Source organism: Nocardia sp. CWNU-33 (assembly GCF_046764895.1).
In the GTDB taxonomy this organism is placed as follows: domain Bacteria; phylum Actinomycetota; class Actinomycetes; order Mycobacteriales; family Mycobacteriaceae; genus Nocardia.
On the sequence record NZ_JBKOQN010000022.1, the window covers coordinates 85,501 to 102,507 of the forward strand.

15 protein-coding genes are annotated in these 17,007 nt (G+C 66.2%); 7 read left to right on the forward strand and 8 right to left on the reverse strand.

Annotation, left to right across the window (positions count from 1 at the left end; genetic code table 11):
• Positions 1 to 163: 163 nt before the first annotated feature.
• The gene (locus tag ACLMAL_RS26620) at positions 164 to 739 is read right to left on the reverse strand and encodes a TerD family protein (protein ID WP_328407479.1); all 576 of its coding nucleotides are present in this window, start codon (positions 737 to 739) and stop codon (positions 164 to 166) included.
• Between the two features lie 193 nt (positions 740 to 932).
• On the opposite strand from ACLMAL_RS26620, the gene ACLMAL_RS26625 reads away from it, so the two are divergent.
• The 4 genes from ACLMAL_RS26625 to ACLMAL_RS26640 are packed head-to-tail and all read left to right on the forward strand — an operon-like array spanning position 933 to position 6,862.
• The gene (locus tag ACLMAL_RS26625; protein WP_412001581.1) at positions 933 to 2,147 is read left to right on the forward strand and encodes a hypothetical protein; all 1,215 of its coding nucleotides are present in this window, start codon (positions 933 to 935) and stop codon (positions 2,145 to 2,147) included.
• A gap of 13 nt (positions 2,148 to 2,160) precedes the next feature.
• A complete protein-coding gene (locus ACLMAL_RS26630) occupies positions 2,161 to 3,372 on the forward strand; it encodes an HpcH/HpaI aldolase/citrate lyase family protein (protein ID WP_412001582.1) in 1,212 nt (403 codons plus the stop codon).
• A complete protein-coding gene (locus ACLMAL_RS26635; RefSeq protein ID WP_412001583.1) occupies positions 3,369 to 6,017 on the forward strand; it encodes a phosphoribosyltransferase in 2,649 nt (882 codons plus the stop codon). Before ACLMAL_RS26630 ends, ACLMAL_RS26635 begins: the two co-directional genes overlap by 4 nt.
• A complete protein-coding gene (locus ACLMAL_RS26640; RefSeq protein WP_412001584.1) occupies positions 6,017 to 6,862 on the forward strand; it encodes an HAD family hydrolase in 846 nt (281 codons plus the stop codon). Before ACLMAL_RS26635 ends, ACLMAL_RS26640 begins: the two co-directional genes overlap by 1 nt.
• A gap of 73 nt (positions 6,863 to 6,935) precedes the next feature.
• Here the strand turns inward: ACLMAL_RS26640 and ACLMAL_RS26645 are convergent, their stop codons facing one another.
• Positions 6,936 to 7,331, reverse strand: coding sequence for a RidA family protein (locus ACLMAL_RS26645; RefSeq protein ID WP_412001585.1), 396 nt, complete (start codon positions 7,329 to 7,331; stop codon positions 6,936 to 6,938).
• A 135-nt stretch (positions 7,332 to 7,466) separates the two neighbouring features.
• Here ACLMAL_RS26645 and ACLMAL_RS26650 point away from each other — a divergent pair, with 135 nt between their 5' ends.
• Positions 7,467 to 8,441 carry a helix-turn-helix transcriptional regulator gene (locus ACLMAL_RS26650; RefSeq protein ID WP_412001586.1) on the forward strand — a complete coding sequence of 325 codons (975 nt, stop codon included), beginning with the start codon at positions 7,467 to 7,469 and terminating at the stop codon, positions 8,439 to 8,441.
• Between the two features lie 431 nt (positions 8,442 to 8,872).
• Here ACLMAL_RS26650 and ptsP read toward each other — a convergent pair whose 3' ends face one another.
• The 4 genes from ptsP to ACLMAL_RS26670 are packed head-to-tail and all read right to left on the reverse strand — an operon-like array spanning position 8,873 to position 14,026.
• Positions 8,873 to 11,650 (reverse strand): phosphoenolpyruvate--protein phosphotransferase, encoded by a 2,778-nt coding sequence (ptsP, locus tag ACLMAL_RS26655; RefSeq protein ID WP_412001587.1) that lies wholly within the window; start codon positions 11,648 to 11,650, stop codon positions 8,873 to 8,875.
• A complete protein-coding gene (dhaL, locus tag ACLMAL_RS26660; protein ID WP_412001588.1) occupies positions 11,647 to 12,261 on the reverse strand; it encodes a dihydroxyacetone kinase subunit DhaL in 615 nt (204 codons plus the stop codon). Before dhaL ends, ptsP begins: the two co-directional genes overlap by 4 nt.
• A gap of 2 nt (positions 12,262 to 12,263) precedes the next feature.
• Positions 12,264 to 13,265, reverse strand: a complete 1,002-nt coding sequence (gene dhaK / locus ACLMAL_RS26665; protein ID WP_412001589.1) for a dihydroxyacetone kinase subunit DhaK — start codon at positions 13,263 to 13,265, stop codon at positions 12,264 to 12,266.
• 11 nt (positions 13,266 to 13,276) lie between these two features.
• On the reverse strand, positions 13,277 to 14,026 hold the full coding sequence (locus ACLMAL_RS26670) for an MIP/aquaporin family protein (protein WP_328407458.1): 750 nt from the start codon (positions 14,024 to 14,026) through the stop codon (positions 13,277 to 13,279).
• A 150-nt stretch (positions 14,027 to 14,176) separates the two neighbouring features.
• Between ACLMAL_RS26670 and ACLMAL_RS26675 the strand changes: the two genes are divergently transcribed.
• Complete coding sequence (locus tag ACLMAL_RS26675; protein ID WP_412001590.1) at positions 14,177 to 14,923, forward strand: IclR family transcriptional regulator; 747 nt, start codon at positions 14,177 to 14,179, stop codon at positions 14,921 to 14,923.
• A gap of 23 nt (positions 14,924 to 14,946) precedes the next feature.
• On the opposite strand, the gene ACLMAL_RS26680 is transcribed toward ACLMAL_RS26675, so the two are convergent.
• Positions 14,947 to 15,384, reverse strand: a complete 438-nt coding sequence (locus tag ACLMAL_RS26680) for a MerR family transcriptional regulator (protein WP_412001591.1) — start codon at positions 15,382 to 15,384, stop codon at positions 14,947 to 14,949.
• A 101-nt stretch (positions 15,385 to 15,485) separates the two neighbouring features.
• Between ACLMAL_RS26680 and ACLMAL_RS26685 the strand changes: the two genes are divergently transcribed.
• Complete coding sequence (locus ACLMAL_RS26685) at positions 15,486 to 16,184, forward strand: HAD family hydrolase (protein WP_412001592.1); 699 nt, start codon at positions 15,486 to 15,488, stop codon at positions 16,182 to 16,184.
• A gap of 56 nt (positions 16,185 to 16,240) precedes the next feature.
• Here ACLMAL_RS26685 and ACLMAL_RS26690 read toward each other — a convergent pair whose 3' ends face one another.
• Entirely contained in the window at positions 16,241 to 17,005 is a 765-nt protein-coding gene (locus ACLMAL_RS26690; protein WP_379059424.1) for an AIM24 family protein, read from the reverse strand.
• Positions 17,006 to 17,007 lie beyond the last annotated feature (2 nt).

Here is a 17,007-nt window from a genome sequence, read left to right on the forward strand (position 1 = left end):
GACTTTCGTCCGAGCACGTGTGAATGAAGAGACCGGGTTGGTGACGGCTAGTTCCAGCGTGGCTGCTGAATCGGCGGTTGTCCAACGGTGTTGCGTGCGTCTCGGCGCGTTGTCGCGCGAACAGGGGGCCCGTCGCCGAGCCCCCTGACAAGCAAGGTCGTGCTTAGACGTTCACGCCGTAATCGCGGGCGATACCGGCCAGACCCGAAGCGTAGCCCTGGCCGATGGCGCGGAACTTCCACTCGGCCCCGTTGCGGTACAGCTCACCGAAGACCATCGCGGTCTCGGTGGAGGCGTCCTCGGTGAGGTCGTAGCGGGCCAGTTCGGAGCCGTTGCTGCGGTCGACGACGCGAATGTAGGCGTTGCGTACCTGACCGAAGGACTGCTGACGGCCGTCCGCGTCGTAGATCGAAACCGGGAAGAAGATGCTCTCGATCGTCGGCGGGGTGGCCGCCAGGTCGACGTTGATCACCTCGTCGTCGCCCTCGCCCTCACCGGTCTTGTTGTCACCGGTGTGCTCGATGGCGCCTTCGGGGGACTTGAGGTTGTTGAAAAACACGAAGTGCTGGTCCGACAGCACCTTCTTGTCCGCACCGGTCGCGATGGCGCTGGCATCGAGGTCGAAGTCGGTGCCGGTGGTGGACCGCAGGTCCCACCCGAGACCGACCGCAACGGCGGTAAGGTTCGGCGCCGCCTTGGTCAGCGAGACGTTGCCGCCCTTGGACAAACTGACACCCATGCGGAAATCCCTTTCAATAGACGTTTGAGGTTCCCAGCATGTCCGAATCGCCGGGTACGACTTACGACAGTAGTAGGTTTCGGCGAAGTTGCGTAGGAACCCGTACAACCCCCGGCGAACTGGAAGATCGCCGGATGGTGCGCAGTCTTGCGCTCGGGCAGGCACACACGAGTCCACCGCCTACCATCGGGGCGTGGCAGGCCGCAGGCGTGGATGGTTCCGGTCATCGGGGCACAATGAATGGATTCAGCAGGCCCGACCGGCGCTGACTGCTGGCTTCCTCGATATGGATCAGCGCCAGAGCGCGGCCGAGGCGGCCGTGCACGCCGCCGAGCAAGTGTTCCCGGATCGACGGATGAGCGCGCAATGGGAAACGGTGCGCAGCCGGTGCTATGACGCGGCGGGCGCGTACCTGGCGTTCAACGACGAGTTGGATACGGCCGAGCGCGACGGCACTCCCGTCCCACAGGGCCAGGCCCGCGCCGATGCGCTGGTCCGGCAGCTGAATGCGGCGGCAGTGGCGGTGGACGAGTTCTATGGCGGCAATCAGACACAGCTCGAGCGCGCCCTTGCCGTGTATCGGACGGTGCCGCAGCTGGCCGAACAGGTGAAGATCACCGCGGCGGGTGTTCGCCGGCAGGCGGCCGAGTCCGACTACGCCGGCTACCCGTCGGTACGACAGGCCGCGGCCGCCGTCGATGAGGCTCTGATCACACTGGAAGCCGCAGGTCCCGAGGCTGCCGCGACCGTCCGAGCCGCTGCCAATCGCCTCGAAGCGGCAACCAAGGAATTGACAGAAGCATTGGCGCAGGCCCCATCTCGCGAAGGGGCCGCGACCACCGCGATCAGCTCTGCGAGCACCAGGTTGGCGGCCGTGCGTACCAGAGCCGAACGGCTGGCTCCGGCCTTCTCTACGCTGCTGCGCGAGTTCAATGCTGCAAGTTCCGCGGATCTGGCTAACAATGGGCGGGAAAGCCAACGGGCCATCGATGCCGCGGACGTAGCCCTGGTACAGGCGCGCGTGGCATTGGCCCAGAACAACCCGGAGTCTGCACTTGATCTGACCACATCCGCGCGCGGGTCTCTGACCGAGGCCGAGCAGCAGGTCGACGCCGTGACCAAACGGCTCACCATGCTGCGCGAAGTTCGGGACAATCCGCAAGAGAAGGCCAAGGCCGTACGATTTCGGCTGCGGGACGCACAAATGCTCGCGGTGGGCCGGGGGCTCACCGCCGAATGGGGATCTGTGCTCGATGCACAGGTGGACCGAATCGACCGAATCGCCGAAACATTGTCGGGGCGACACCCCGACTACTGGGCCTATGTGACGGAACTGGATTCCATCACCGAATTCATAGCCGGGGTAGTGGATCGAATGAGAAAACAAGCAGGACCACGACGAGAATGAGGATGGGGCAACGATGACCGCAGGCATCGCCGTCCCGCAGGCGGTTTCGCTGCGGAAACGACTGCCACTGCGCCATTTTCGGCAGTTGCACGGCCCGGAGGCACGGCATCTTTTCCATCGGCAGCCCGAACCTTTCGGCGACCACGCCGATCGGGAGCTACTGGCGATCGCACTCGGCGCCACCTTGTATGCACCCGCGACCCGGCCGGATCTGGCCGTGACGATTGCCAAACGCGCCGAGCGCGGCGTGTGTTCGATGGTGATCGATCTCGAGGACGCGGTCGCCGACCACGAGGTGGAATTCGCCAAGCATCAGACGGTGGCGACGCTGGATCTGCTGGCAGGCAGCGAGGATCCGAATCCGCTGCTGTTCGTCCGGGTTCGCGACGCGGACGCGATCACCGAGATCGTCGAGCAGCTCGGGGCGGGTGCGGCGGTGCTCACCGGATTCGTCTTCCCCAAATTCGACAGCACCACGGGAACCAAATATCTCGACGCGCTCGAGACCGCCGCGGAGCTGCTCGACCGGCCGATATACGGGATGCCGGTGCTCGAATCGGCGGGACTGGTACATCGGCAGACCCGCGACGACGAGCTGACCCAGATCGCGACGTTGCTCGCCGAGCATCGGGAGCGGGTGCTCGCGGTGCGGGTCGGCGCGACGGATATGTGTTCGACCTTCGGCATCCGGCGTGACCGGGATCTGACCATCTACGACGTGCGGGTGGTCGCGGATGTCATCGCCGACATCGTGAATTACCTTGGGCGAGCGGATGGTACGGGTTTTGTCATCACCGGCCCGGTATGGGAGTACTTCGCCGATCACGAGCGGATGTTCCGGCCGTTGCTGCGCACCGCGCCCTTCGCGGAGTCCGATGCGGTGCCGTTCCGGCAGTACCTGGTCAGCCGGGATCTGGACGGGTTGCTGCGTGAGATCACGCTGGACCGGGCCAACGGCATCCAAGGCAAGACGGTGATCCACCCCTCGCACGTGGCCGCCGTGCACGCGCTGTCGGTGGTGACGCACGAGGAGTACTCCGACGCACTCGACATTCTGCAGGTCGACGTGGGTGGTGTTGCGGCATCCGGCTACCGCAACAAGATGAACGAGATGCGGCCGCACCGCAGTTGGGCGCGGCAGACGCTGCTGCGGGCGCGGGTGTTCGGTGTGGCGAATAAGGGAGTTTCGTTCGTGGATCTGCTGTCGGCGATGGTGAAGGTATGAGTGGCGCGTCTGCTGACCTGATCGGGACTGCTATCCCCTGGGCGACGAGGACGCTCGGTATGGCGCTGTTCCACGATGATTCGTACGGACCGGTCGATCCCGACGTGGCGACCAGTGCGTTACCGGTAGAACTGTCGATCGAGTCGCTGATCCAGCCGGGCCTGCGCCGCAACCCGCGACGCGCGCATCTGCTGGTGTCGACGGTGCTCGGCAAGCATCTGCCGACGGACCCACGGGTGGTGCTCGATGCGGGCAACCGGCTCGGTGACCTGGTGCGCGGAGTGCTCGGTGACCGGGAAGCGGTCGTACTCGGGTTCGCCGAAACCGCAACAGGTCTCGGTCATTGTGTGGCGGCGCGGATCGGTGCGGGCTGCTACCTGCATTCGACCCGGCGAGACGTCGCCGAAGCGGAGACACTCACCGGGTTCGAGGAGGGGCATTCGCACGCCACCTCGCACCAGCTGCAACCTGCACCGGCCGATATTTTCGCCAACGACCTCCCGCTCGTGTTGGTAGACGACGAGATATCCACCGGCGCTACGGCTCTCGATGCAATCCATGCGCTGCACGCGTTCTCGCCGAGGTCGCACTACCTGCTTGCCTCGCTGGTGGACATGCGCACCGAGGATGATCGCGCCGCTTTCGATGCGGCGGCGCAGCGAATCGGCGCGCGGATCGACACGGTGTGCCTCGCGTCCGGCCGCACCGCATTGCCGGACGGATTGGTGGACGCGGTCGCCGCGCTACCCGAACCTGAGCTGAATCCCATTGCTGAGCAGCGAGGTTCGTTCACGCGAATGGAACTACCGTGGCCCGCGGCGGTGCCGGAGGGCGGTAGGCATGGGATTCTGCGTTCGGACATGACCGCGTTCGATTCCGCTGTCACCGCTGCGACCGAGGTGGTGCGGACGAAGCTCGATGCGGAATTCCCCGGCCGGCCGGTGATCGTGCTCGCGCACGAAGAGTTGATGTACATGCCGCTTCGGATGGCGGCGCAACTCGCCGAATCCGGCATGCCGACCCGGTACCAGACCACTACGCGGTCACCGGCGTACGTGCTTGACGAACCCGGTTATCCACTGCGTCGTGGATTCCGTTTCCTGGCACCGGAGGTCGGTCAGGAGCAGCCTCGCTACCTTTACAACGCGCATTGGGCCGAGGAGTTTTCCGGCGCGCGCGATCCGGAGTCGATGCAGCGGTCGAGCCGACTCGTCGGCACCGACGAAAGCCTCGGCAGCCAGTCGGCGAATTCCACAGCGGGCGGCGCAGCGGACGGCGATCCGGTCCTGGTTGTCGTCATCGATTCCCCTGCCGACACCGCCGAACTCGTTGCCGACGGTGGGTTGATCGATGTGCTCACCGCCTCCGGCGCCGATGCCGTCGTCGCGGTGTTGCCCGGTGCTGATCCGCGCATGCTGCACGCAGGGCGGGTCGATCAATTGCCGTCGGGTACGGCAGTGCCCGACACGGACGCCATGATGAGGTCAGCTGCTGTGAATACCGTCCCCGCAGTGGAACTTCCCGCTCCGCTGCACGGTCCGGACTTCGGATCGTATGCGCCCGAAGAGGTTTCCTGGCTGCTGAAGGATTTGTCCGACGTCGACCTCGAGGCGGACGTCGCTGAGCGGGAGCGTCGGATCCAGGCGGGAGTCGCGCATTACGCCGAATCGCTGCCGGTCGAATATCAGCCGGATGCGGCCTATCGGTCGTTGTTCGACGAGGTGCTCGAGGCCAGTGCCGAGCGGCTCGCGCTTGCCGTCGCGACGGTGGCGGAGCTGGTTGTCGCCGAGCGCGGCAACGATATCGTGCTGGTGTCGTTGGCTCGTGCCGGCACTCCAGTGGGTATCCTCATGCGCCGCTGGCTGGCCGCCGGCCGTTGCGGCGACCTGCCGAGTCTCGAGGTGCCGCATTATGCGGTGTCGATCGTGCGTGATCGCGGCATCGATGCCGTCGCATTGGACTACCTTGCCAAGCATCATGATCCGGCGTCGGTGGTGTTCGTCGACGGTTGGACCGGCAAGGGCGCCATCACCAGGGAACTCACCGAAGCGCTCGACGCGTACCACGCCGCGGGTGGCGCTCGGTTCAACGACGAACTGGCCGTACTCGCCGATCCGGGGCATTGCGTGCGTACCTACGGCACCCGCGATGACTTCCTTATCGCGTCGGCCTGCCTGAATTCGACCGTCTCCGGGCTGATTTCACGCACGGTATTGAACGACACCCTGATCGCACCCGGCGATTTCCACGGCGCGAAGTTCTATCGCGAGCTGACCGGTGACGATGTCTCCGTGCGTCTGCTCGACGCGGTGAGCGGCGCTTTCGACGCGGTCCGAGACCGGGTGCCCGCCGAGGTCGCTGCCATCCGCGACAGCAACCGGACACCGACCTGGTCGGGCTGGGCCTCGGTGGAGCAGGTGCGTGAGCAGTACGGCATCGGTAGCGTGAATTTCGTGAAACCCGGTGTCGGCGAGACCACCAGGGTGCTGCTGCGTCGCGTGCCGTGGCGGGTGCTCGTCCGTGCGGCCGATGCGCCCGAGCACGCCCACCTGCGCTTGCTTGCCGCGGCCCGCGGTGTCCCGGTGGAGGTCGTGGGAGACCTCGCCTATTCGTGCATGGGATTGATCAAGGACGTACAGCAGTGATGCACCTACGAAGCCTACGAAGACAGACGCTGGTAGCCACCGACCTGGACCGGACGATGATCTACTCGCGCAACGCTTTCAGCGCGGCCACCGCGGTGCCGACGGTGTGTGTGGAGCATCTGGAAGGTGAGCCACTGTCGTTCATGACGACCACCGCGGCCCTGCGGATGCAGACCCTGACCGAACCCGCCGCCGTCATTCCGACGACCACCCGCACCATCAAGCAGTTCGAACGCATCCAATTGCCAGGCGCCCCATGGCGATACGCGATCACCAGCAACGGCGGCAATATCCTTGTCGACGGTGTGCCCGATATGCGCTGGCGCATCGATATCGACGACCAGGTTCGCGCGGGCGGTGCGACGCTGTCGGAGATCAATGCCGAGCTCCGTGCGCGCATCGATGACAGCTGGGTCACCAAGTTCCGTGTCGCCGACCACCTGTTCAACTATCTGGTGGTCAAGCCGAAAGAGGTGCCCGAGGGTTTCCTCGCCGAATGGGACGGCTGGTGCCGCACTCGCGGGTGGTCGGCCTCCCAGCAGGGCCGCAAGATCTACACCATGCCGACGGCCGTCTGCAAGAGCCACGCCGTCCAGGAAGTTCGCCGCCGACTGGTCGAGAACGGCGAGCTGTCCCATGCCGCAATGACTCTCGCGGCCGGCGATGGCGCACTGGATGCCGAAATGCTCCGCACGGCCGACTCGGCCATCCGACCCCGCCACGGCGAACTCGAGCAACTGAACTTCACTCATCCCAATCTCACCATCACCCGGGCCTCGGGCATCCTCGCCGGCGAGGAGATCATCAACTGGTTCATCAAAGCCGCGCCGCTGTCCGCTGAATAAGGGGTGACCGGGAAATCACCCATCTTCCTGCTACTCGCCGCTCCGGTAGCCCTACCGGAGCGGCGCGGTGGCATCACTCGACTGCGGTTCCCTCGAGCTCGACCATCTGGCCGGGGATCGCCAGCCGGGTGACCCCGAGCATCGTGGTAGTCGGCGTCACCCCGGCAGCGCCCAACCGCGACGCCAGCACGCCGTAGTGCTGGAAAAGCAGATCGACGTCGGTGGTGTAGACGTTGAGCCGGACGAGGTTCGCGAGGGACATGCCGGCCTCTCCGAGCACGGCCTCCAAGTTGTCTAGGCTCAGCGCCAACTGCGCAGCCATGTCACCGGCATGCTGGGGCTTGCCGTCGGCGCTCATCGCGGTCTGCCCGGAGCAGTACAGGGTCCGGGTGTGCCCGGAGACGAGCTCACCCTGGTTGAATCCCATCTCCACCGACCACGTCACCGGGTTGACTGCCGTTCGTTCCACTACCACTACAGCTCCCATTCGATTTGTTGAAGTACGGACGTCCAGCGGCCCGGTAGCCGCTGTCTGTGACGCCGTGGTGGTAAGCCTCCCAGCGAATCACGACATCCTGTGTCGTGTATTCGGTAAAGTTTTCGTATGCGCGCCGACCGGTTGGTGTCGCTGGTGCTGCTGCTGCGCCAGCGCGGTCGGCTGACTGCGACCGAGCTGGCCGACGAACTAGAGGTGTCCACCCGCACCGTGCTGCGCGACATCGAGGCGCTGTCCGCGGCCGGTGTCCCGGTCTTCGCCGAACGCGGCCGGTGCGGCGGTTTCGCGTTGTTACCTGGGTTTCGGACCGAGCTCACCGGGCTGAACCACGACGAGGCGCTTGCCTTGCTGGTGGCCGGATCGCGGCGCGGCGCACAGGCATTCGGCCTCGGCTCGGCGCTTGCTTCGGCGATGCTCAAGGTGGTTGACGCGCTACCCGAAAGCTATCGGGACACCGCAGCTGACGTGGCCGAGCGATTGCTCATCGACCCGGAGACCGATCTGCTGTCGCGTCGGCTGGTCGCTGAGGAGGTGCCCGGCACCATCTTGGCCGAGGTCCGGCGCGCGGTGTTCGCCGGAAACAAGCTGCGCATCCACTACGCGGCGCTCGACCAGACCCCGAAGTGGCGCACGGTGGACCCGATCGGCCTGGTCATCGTTCGCGACCGGGGCTACCTGCTGGCCACGAGATCTGGCGCGGACCGTACCTACCGGCTGTCGCGGGTGTTGGCTGCAAAGGAACTTCCCGAACCGGCACAGCGACCAGACCGCGTCGATCTGGACCGGGCCTGGCAGGAACGCAGCACACAGTTTCGGACCAGCGGCGACCAAATCGCCGTGCTGGTACGGGTGAACCCGGCGCGGCGGGAGGACCTGGTGAGCACCGCGCTGGCCGTCCACACCGAGGAACCGGACGCAAACGGCTGGCTGCGGCTGGAGGTGACCTTCCAAGATTCACGACACGCCGAATGGGCGCTGTGGCAGCTCACTACGGACGCGGAAGCCCTGGCCCCACAGTCGTTGCGCACATCCCTGCGCAACCGCGCCGCCGTGATTGCCACCCGCTACGCAGAGTCATCCTGAGAGTTGTCGCCGCGTGCCGAGCCGCTGCCGACGCGATTCGGACCGTTCCATATTGGTAGATGCAAGCCCACCGAACCACGCGTGCGCAACGCGCAGTGCTGCCTGGTGTTGTGGACCGTCACCAATGTCCCACCCCGTAACACCTTGCCGTCGGGGCCCTGGTGGGATTGTTCACCTCGGTGGTGTGAGCTTCCGGAGTCCTGAAGGTAATTGTCTTTGAACAACTTTCACCTTCCAGATAGTTCCGAAACCGAGATCCGCGCGGTGTGGCGACCGTCGGCCGCCGACGCTTCGCGCGGACTCCAGGCTCTCTGGTGGACCGTCGATAGAGGAGGGCCCGAGAACGGCACCACAGCTCGTCCTTCCGGTGAGAGGGCTGGTTGTGGTTGTGTTGTCGGGCAGTTGGATGAGTTCAGGTGTCGGCTGTTCTGTTATCTGGTGCGTACTTCGGTGGCCGATGTGCAGTCCAGGGCTCGGGCTGCTGCCTGTCGGCATTCGGTCAGGTCCAGGTCGCGGACCGCCGCCTTGACCAGTGGGATCGCGGGTGGGGCGACGCTGAGTTCGTGGACGCCGAGTCCGAGTAATAGTGGGGCTGCTACCGGGTCGGCGGCGGCTTCGCCGCAGACCGCTACTCGTGCGGATCCGGCCGATTCGCAGACCATGGCGATCAGCCGGAGTACGCCGGGGTCGAGGGGGTCGGCGAGGGTGCTGAGGGCTTCGTTGCCGCGTTCGGCTGCGAGCGCGTACTGGGTGAGGTCGTTGGTGCCGATGCTGAAGAAGTCGACGTGATCGGCAAAAATTGCCGTTTTCGCTGCTGCCGCGGGCACTTCCACCATGATGCCGACCTCCGGTGTGATACCGGGCGGGGCGACTTCTTCGAGGATGCGGCGGGCGGCAAGCAGCTCCTCCAATTGCGTGACCATGGGGAACATCACGCTCACCGGATGGTCGGCGGCGACTCGGCAGATAGCGGTCAGCTGGTCGCGCAGCAATGCGGGGCGGGCAAGGGCGAGGCGGATGCCTCGGACGCCGAGGAAGGGGTTGGCTTCGGTCGGTTGATCGATGTAGGGGAGCGGTTTGTCTCCACCGACGTCGAGGGTGCGCAGTACGATGCGGCGACCACCGAATGCCTCGGCCACCGCGCGGTATACCTGCTCCTGCTCATCGATGGAGGGCGCGTCGTCACGGCCGAGGAACAAGAACTCGGTGCGCACCAATCCGGCCAGGTCCGCGCCGTTGCGCACGGCTTCGGTCGCGTCGAGGTCGCTGCCCACATTCGCCGCGATGTGAATGGTCACCCCGTCACGGGTGATCGCGGGTTTGTCGGCCGCTGCCTCGGCGGCTCGACGTTGTTCGCGTTGCCAGATCGCGAGCCCGGTGAAGGCCGCGAGGGTTGCCGCGTCGGGCTCGATCACGAGTCTGCCGGTGCCGCCGTCCACTGCGATAACAGTCCCGTCCTGGACCGCGAGCACATGGGCACCCGCACCCACCACGGCGGGGATGCCGCGCGCACGAACGATGATGGCGCTGTGCGAGGTCGGGCTGCCCTGGGCGAGCACGATTCCCGTGACGAGGTCGCGGTCGAGTCCGGCCGCCTGGGCAGGCGTCAGGTCCGCCGCGACGAGAATTCCTGCGCGACTGATCATCTCGGTGGAGTGGCCCAGCATCGCCGCGAGCACCTGGTCGCGTATGGCTCGCAAGTCGGCGGCGCGGGCCCGCTGGTAGTCGTCGGTGAGCCGATCCAGGTCGGCGGCAGCCGATTCCAGCACCTCGGACCACACCCCGGCAGCAGAGCCCGCGGCATCGATGCCCTTATGGACGGCGCCGATCAGCTCGTCGTCATCGAGTAGCAGCAGGTGCGCCTCGAAGATTTCGGCCTCCGCACCCGCATGCGCGTGAGTTCGCTCGATGTCGGCACGCACGGCCGCGATGGCCGCATCGAACAGTTCTCGCTCTACTTGTGGTGGGCCGGAGGGAGTTTCGGGCACATCGAATTCAGTCTGCCCGATCCGCCAAGCACGCCCGATACCAATGCCCGCAGACGCGGGAACTGGGCCTGCGCTCTGTCCGGTGGGTGTGGGAGTCGGGCCTTGACCGGTGGGCGAGAGCATTGAGCCCACGCGCTGACTAGGCGAGGGGTTTAGGCCTGTGCTCTGACTGGTGGGCGAGGGGATTGGGCCTGCGCTCTGACCGGTGGGCGAGGGAATCAGACCTGCGCTCTGACCGGTGAGCGTGGGAAAAGGACCTTCGTCATGACCAGTGGGCTTGGAAAATTGGCCTGTGCCGTGATCCGTCGGCGCGGGAATTGGGTGATCGGCAGGCGCCGGATACGGGCCGGCTCCCTTGCTGGTGCGGATGGAAGACCCGGCAGTGTCAGGTTCAGCGATGGCCCGACCGGCCGTCTCGTCGAATCGGCGAGCGGCAAGGGCGAGTACGCGGTCCACCGCATCCTTTGCGCTCGGACCTGTTGCCACGACCTCGATTTCATGGCCGGAGAGCGCACCGAGGGCGGCGACCCGGCTCAAGCTTGTTCCCGAAGCAGGCCCGGCGCCGGTCGACAGATTGCGCAGTCGGACGGTCGCCGCGAGGCGGCGTATCTCGGCGACGAGGCGTGCTGCCGGACGGGCATGCAGCCCATGGTCGTTCGTGACGACAAATGTGCCGGTAGCGGTCGGCTCCGCGCTGCTGGTGCCCGGTTCCATAGCGGCCGACGCTGTCGAGTCGCTGCCGGGCAGTGTTTGCGGCGCACCGCGCACACCTTCGGCCGCAGCCGACATCAGCTCAGGCGCACTGTCCGTGATGGCTTGCGGTTGCTGGAGGTGAGTTTGCTTGCCCGCCAATGCGTTCTCGGCCTCGTCCGCGGCTTCCGCGAGCCCCGCGCCACCGGCCGCCGCGACGGCGGCCGCGATCAGGCCCTCCACGAATGGCGCCGAACACAAGCGCACCTGATGCGGCGAAGTGAGCAGATCCACCGCGAGTTCGGCGGAGAGCACAGCGCTGCCGAGGTCCATCAATACCAGTGCGCCGTCGCCGGAGTCGGCGTCGGCGATCGCATCGGCGACGGCGATCGCGTCGGTGCCGAAGGTGTGCTCGTCGAGCCCGGCCGCCACCTCGATGCGGATCGGCTGGTCGTGCAGCATCTCGGTGGCCAGCGCGACAGCGGCGGTGGCGAGGGCACGGCTGTGTGAGACGGCGACGATGCCGATCATCGAACCGCCTGTCTCGCGGCGAGCACCAGCAGTGCCGCACTGGTCGCGCCCGGATCCTGATGCCCGACACTGCGTTCGCCGAGGTAGGAGGCGCGGCCCTTGCGTGCGAGCATGGGAATGGTCGCGTCGCGTCCGGCCTCGGCCGCGGTTACCGCGGCCTCGAGTGCCGCGGCGAGATCAGCCCCGGCAGCGAGGCGCTCATCGAGCGCGTCGGCCGCGGGCGCAAGCGCGTCGAACATCGTCTTGTCCCCGGATTCCGCCTTGCCGCGTGCCACGATCCCGTCGAGCCCGGCCCGGAACGCCTTCGCGAAACCGGCTGCGTCGAAGTCGGTTTCGGCTGCGGCGGCCGCGCAGCGCAGGAAGAATGTGCCGTAGAGCGGCCCGCTCGCACCGCCGATCGTTCGAATCAGCGTCATGCCGACCTGTTTCAGCTGTTCGGGCGGTGTTGTCGGCGCGGACTCGGCCAGCGCCGCGACGACCGCTGCCGTCCCGCGCTGCATATTGCTGCCATGATCGGCATCGCCGATGGCCGCGTCGAGCTCGGTGAGTTCGTCGGTGTGCTCGTCGATCAGCTCGGCGAAGCGGCGCACCCAGTGGATCGGATCGATCATCGTCACACTCCCCAGCGCAGGGCGGGCGTGCGCACCGGCGCATCCCACAGAGTCAGTAGGTCGTCGTCGACCTTGGTCAATGTCACCGAACATCCCGCCATCTCCAGCGAGGTGATGTACGGGCCGACAAGGGAGCGGGCGATCCCGATCCCGTGGCCGCCCAGGATGCGGGCCACCTCGTTGTACATCACGTACAACTCCAGCAGCGGCGTGCCACCCATCCCGTTCACGAAGCAGATCACGTTGTCGCCCTTGGTGAACGGCAGATCGGTGAGGATGGGCTCCACCAGCATTGCGGCGATCTCCCGCGCGGGCGCGAGCGGCGCGCGGTGGCGGCCGGGTTCCCCGTGGATGCCGACGCCGATCTCCATCTCGGTCTCGCCGAGCTCGAAGGTCGGCTTACCGGCAGCGGGGACGGTGCAAGAGGTCAGCGCCATGCCCATACTGCGTGAGTTGGCGTTCACGGTGCGGGCGACCTCGGCGACCTCGGCGAGCGACCTGCCCTGTTCCGCGGCGGCGCCCGCGATCTTCTCCAGCACGACGGTGGCGCCGACGCCACGGCGGCCTGCCGTGAAGAGGCTGTCCTGCACGGCCACATCGTCGTTCACCACAACCGCGGTGACCGCGACCCCCGTTTCGGCGGCAGCAAGCTCGGCAGCCATCTCGAAGTTCATGATGTCGCCGGTGTAGTTCTTGACGATGTGCAGGACCCCGGCACCGGCATCGATGGCCGTGGTGGCACCGAGGATCTGGTCCGGGACAGGGGAGGTGAAGACTTCCCCGGCGCACGCGGCGTCGAGCATGCCCGCGCCGACGAAACCGCCGTGCATCGGTTCGTGCCCGGAGCCACCGCCCGACAGCAGCGCCACTTTGCCCGGTCGCGGTGCGTCGGCGCGAAACACGACCTTGTTCTCGATGTCGACCCGCAGTTCGGGGTGGGCCGCGGCCATGCCCGACAGCGCTTCTCGGACGACATCGGCCGGATCGTTGATCAGTTTCTTCATCGATTCTCCTGTTATGCGGCGGTTTCGAGCGCGTCGTGATTTGCGCCTGCCGAGGTCTTGATGTGGGTCAGGGCGCGGGCAGCGAAGGCGGCGGCGACACCGGCGAGAAATTCGGCGGCGAGATACACCGGCGCTTGGCTCCAAGCCACCTCCGCGCCCCACACCTGCTGTACGAGCATCGGCCCGAGCGTCCGCGCGGGGTTGATGGACGCGCCGGTGGCGGGTGCGACAGGGATGATGGCCGCGAACACCACGAGTCCGATGGCAACGCCTGCGAAGCCGGGCGCCGCGGCGCGATGCACGACGAGCAGCACGGTCAGCACGAGAATGAAGGTGCCGACGAACTCGGCGATGAACGCCTGCCCTGCGCCGACGCCTTGGCCGTAGGCGGCGACACCGAGGCCGACCGCGCTGGCACGGTCGCCGAGCACACCGATGATGGCGAACGCGCCGAGCACCGCACCCGCAACCTGGGCGGCGAGGTAAGCCGGAACCTGTCGCCACGGGAACTGCCCGTTCAACGCGAGCGAGAGGGTCACCGCAGGATTGATGTGGTTTCCTGAGACGTGCCCGAAGGCGTACACGGTGGCCAGGACCACGGTGCCGAAGGCAAGCGAGATCATGCCGAGGTCGGCCATGGTGAACGGTGCGTCGCCGTTCACCATGAGCGTGGCAGGTACCGATCCGACGCCGATGAAGACGAGGAAAGCCGTGCCGAGCACTTCCGCCGCAAGTTTTTGCGGCGTCCGCAGTCCATCCATGGGAGACTCCCGAAATTGTTTCGAACGAGATTCGACAATGTCGAATGTGATTCGTAGAGTACGTGGATGTAGCGCAGGTCACAAGAGTCAGTGGGATTCGGCCGCCTGCGACTGCTTGCAGGTCGCTCGAAAGCACAGGGAGGAAGCCGCGTGATCCAGTCGGTCGACCGGGCCGTTCGCATACTGTTCGCACTGCAGGGCGCGCGGCGGATGACCCTGTCCGAGCTCGCGGCGGAGCTCGGACTCGCGGCGACAACGGTGCACGGCATCGTCCGGACGCTCGCCGCCCACGGTGTGGTCGTGCAGGAACACGGCGGCGGGCGCTACCAGCTCGGACCTGCCGTGTTGCGGCTCGGCAACGTCTACCTCGACACGCTCGACCTGCGGGCCAGGGCCCTTACCTGGTCACACGAACTGGCGCGGACCACCGGACTCGCCGTCCGGGTCGGCGTGCTCTTCGGCGACGATGTGGTCATCATCCATCACGAACCCCGACCGGACGGCAGTAGGCAAATGCCCGAGGTCGGCATCGAAATACCGTCCCACGCAAGCGCTCTCGGCAAGGCCATGCTCGCGTTCCTGAAGCCGCTCGAGGCGACGACGCTGCGTAGCATGACCGGCGAAACGATCACCGATCCCGCGGCCTTCCTCGAACACCTGCAACCGGTCGCATCGTCGGGTCTCGCCTACGAATGCGACGAGGCGGTGCTCGGCGAATCCTGTGTGGCCGGAGCCATTTTCGATCGCACCGGCAGCGTCGTCGGCGCGGTCGGCGCAGTCATTCCGACGCCGGATTGGCCCGCCTCCGACGTCACCGTCGACGCAGTCCGCACCACCGCGCGCACCATCTCCCGCGAACTCGGTTCCACCCGCTGGCCTGCCACCCCGGATCGGTGATCCGGCGCTGCTTGCTCGTCTATTTACCGCAGTCCAATTCTCGCGGTCGCCGGCGTCCGAATGGCCTGGGCTTCAGGGGTTTCGAAGGTGCTCTTGAAATCGGGGCATTCGACCAGCGGCTCGTGGGTGCAGGTCGATGCGTGGCGGAGGCTGTCGCGCATTCGGATGAGCCGGGCGATGTCGTCGTCGAGGTCGCGGGCTTTGTCGGCCATGCGGGCACGCAGTTCGGTGTCGCTGGGGGTGGCTCGGATGAAGCGGGCAATTTCGGCGATGGTGAAGCCCGCGCCGCGGGCGCAGGCGACCAGGGCGAGGCGGCCGAGGATGTCGGGTCGGTAGGTGCGCCGTAATCCGTTGCGACCGTCGGCGGCGATGAGGCCGCGCTTCTCATAGAAGCGCAGTGCCGATGGGGCGAGCCCCGCGCGTTCGGCCACCTCGGCGATATCCAGCAGGGCGTCGGCCATGTTTCTCCTCGGCTTGCAGGCGCAGACTTGAATTGCGCTTCAAGTCAGAGGTTACACCGAGTTCGCGTGCGCGGCCGGCGCGGCTGCAACAATCGATCATTGTGGCTATCTCAGGTGCCGAAGCCGTCCTTTTCGATGTGGACGGAACGCTCGTCGATCATGAGGCTGCCGCGGAGGCGGCGGTCTGCGCGGGCTTCCCGTTCGTCCCCGATCGGGATGCGCTCGTGCGCCGGTGGCGGGAGTTGGAAGCGTGGGCGATGGATCGCTACCTGGCGGGTGCGCTGACTTTCGCCGAGCAACGACGCCTGCGGATCAGCCATCTCGCCGACGAATTCGGCCAGGGAGCCTGGTCGGAAGACCGTGTGGACACCTGGTTCTCGGAGTATCTCGTGCAGTACGAGGCGGCGTGGCGGACCTATCCCGATGCGATGCCCACCCTTACCACGCTCGCTGCCGAGCACGGCGAGCTACGGCTGGGCGTGATCACCAATGGCGATTCGGCTCAGCAGCGCCGCAAGCTCGCGAAGGTCGGTCTGGCCGACCTGTTGGAATCCGTGACTGTCTCCAGCGAAGTAGGCGTCGCCAAGCCGAACCCGGCGATCTTCCAGGCCGCATGTGATGCGCTGCGGATGCCGTCCGCGCGGATTGTCTACGTCGGCGATCGGTTGCGGACCGACGCCGAAGCGGCGATTGCTGCTGGGCTGCAGGGGATTTGGCTGGATCGAGACGAAACCGGCGTCGCCACCATGGCCACGCGCATCACGAGACTGACCGAGCTGCCGCCGCTGATCCGCGGGTAGTCCCGGAATCGGCTGTGGATCAGCCGCGGTCGTGTCTCCCGACCGGACCGCCGGGCTCAGTCGTAGTGCTGACCACCCAACTGCTGGGCGATCACACCTTGCAATCGTTGCAGGCCACCGACGGTCATGCCGCTCTGCAGCTGACCCTCGATAGTGCGCACCAGCATGGAGTCGCTGAGCACCTTTTCGCTGGATTGGATCAATACCGTTCCGCTGCCGGTGAAGTCGAACTGTCGTTCCTCACCGGAGTTGACGCCGAACCGGGCTGCGCCCGCCGCGAGGAAATTCGTCACCCACCGCTGGTCGTAGTGATGGCTGGGCGAAGGGCAATCCGCCCAGCCGACAAGGGATTCCGGGTCGACCCGTAGCGGCGGCTCCGCGAACATGACGGGGCCATTGGACGAGGCGAGGAACTTACCCGTGCCGATCAGCGTGAGGAAGCCGGGGACGATGGACTGGTTGAGCGACAGACCCGGCTCGAAGGCGAGCAGGTTCGCCGCACGGATGGTGAGGTTGCCGTTGTCCTCTAGGTCATAGGAATTGATGTCGTAGCCGCGGTCGCCGATGATGAGCTTGCCGTGGCCTTCTGCGACCACATAATCACCGGTGAACAACGGCGCGGAGAACTGCTGGGACACCATGTGCAGCAGTCCACCCTGCAGGCCGTGGGTGAGCATCTGGAAGCGCATATCGCCGTAGTAGGCGATCATCGCGCCCTTGCGCATGAACCACGGCTTGTTCAGGTCGATGCAGTAGGCGTAGCTGTTTCCCGGAATGTTGTCGCTCTCACCGAGATTCAGCGGATTCAAAATCTGGGACATGG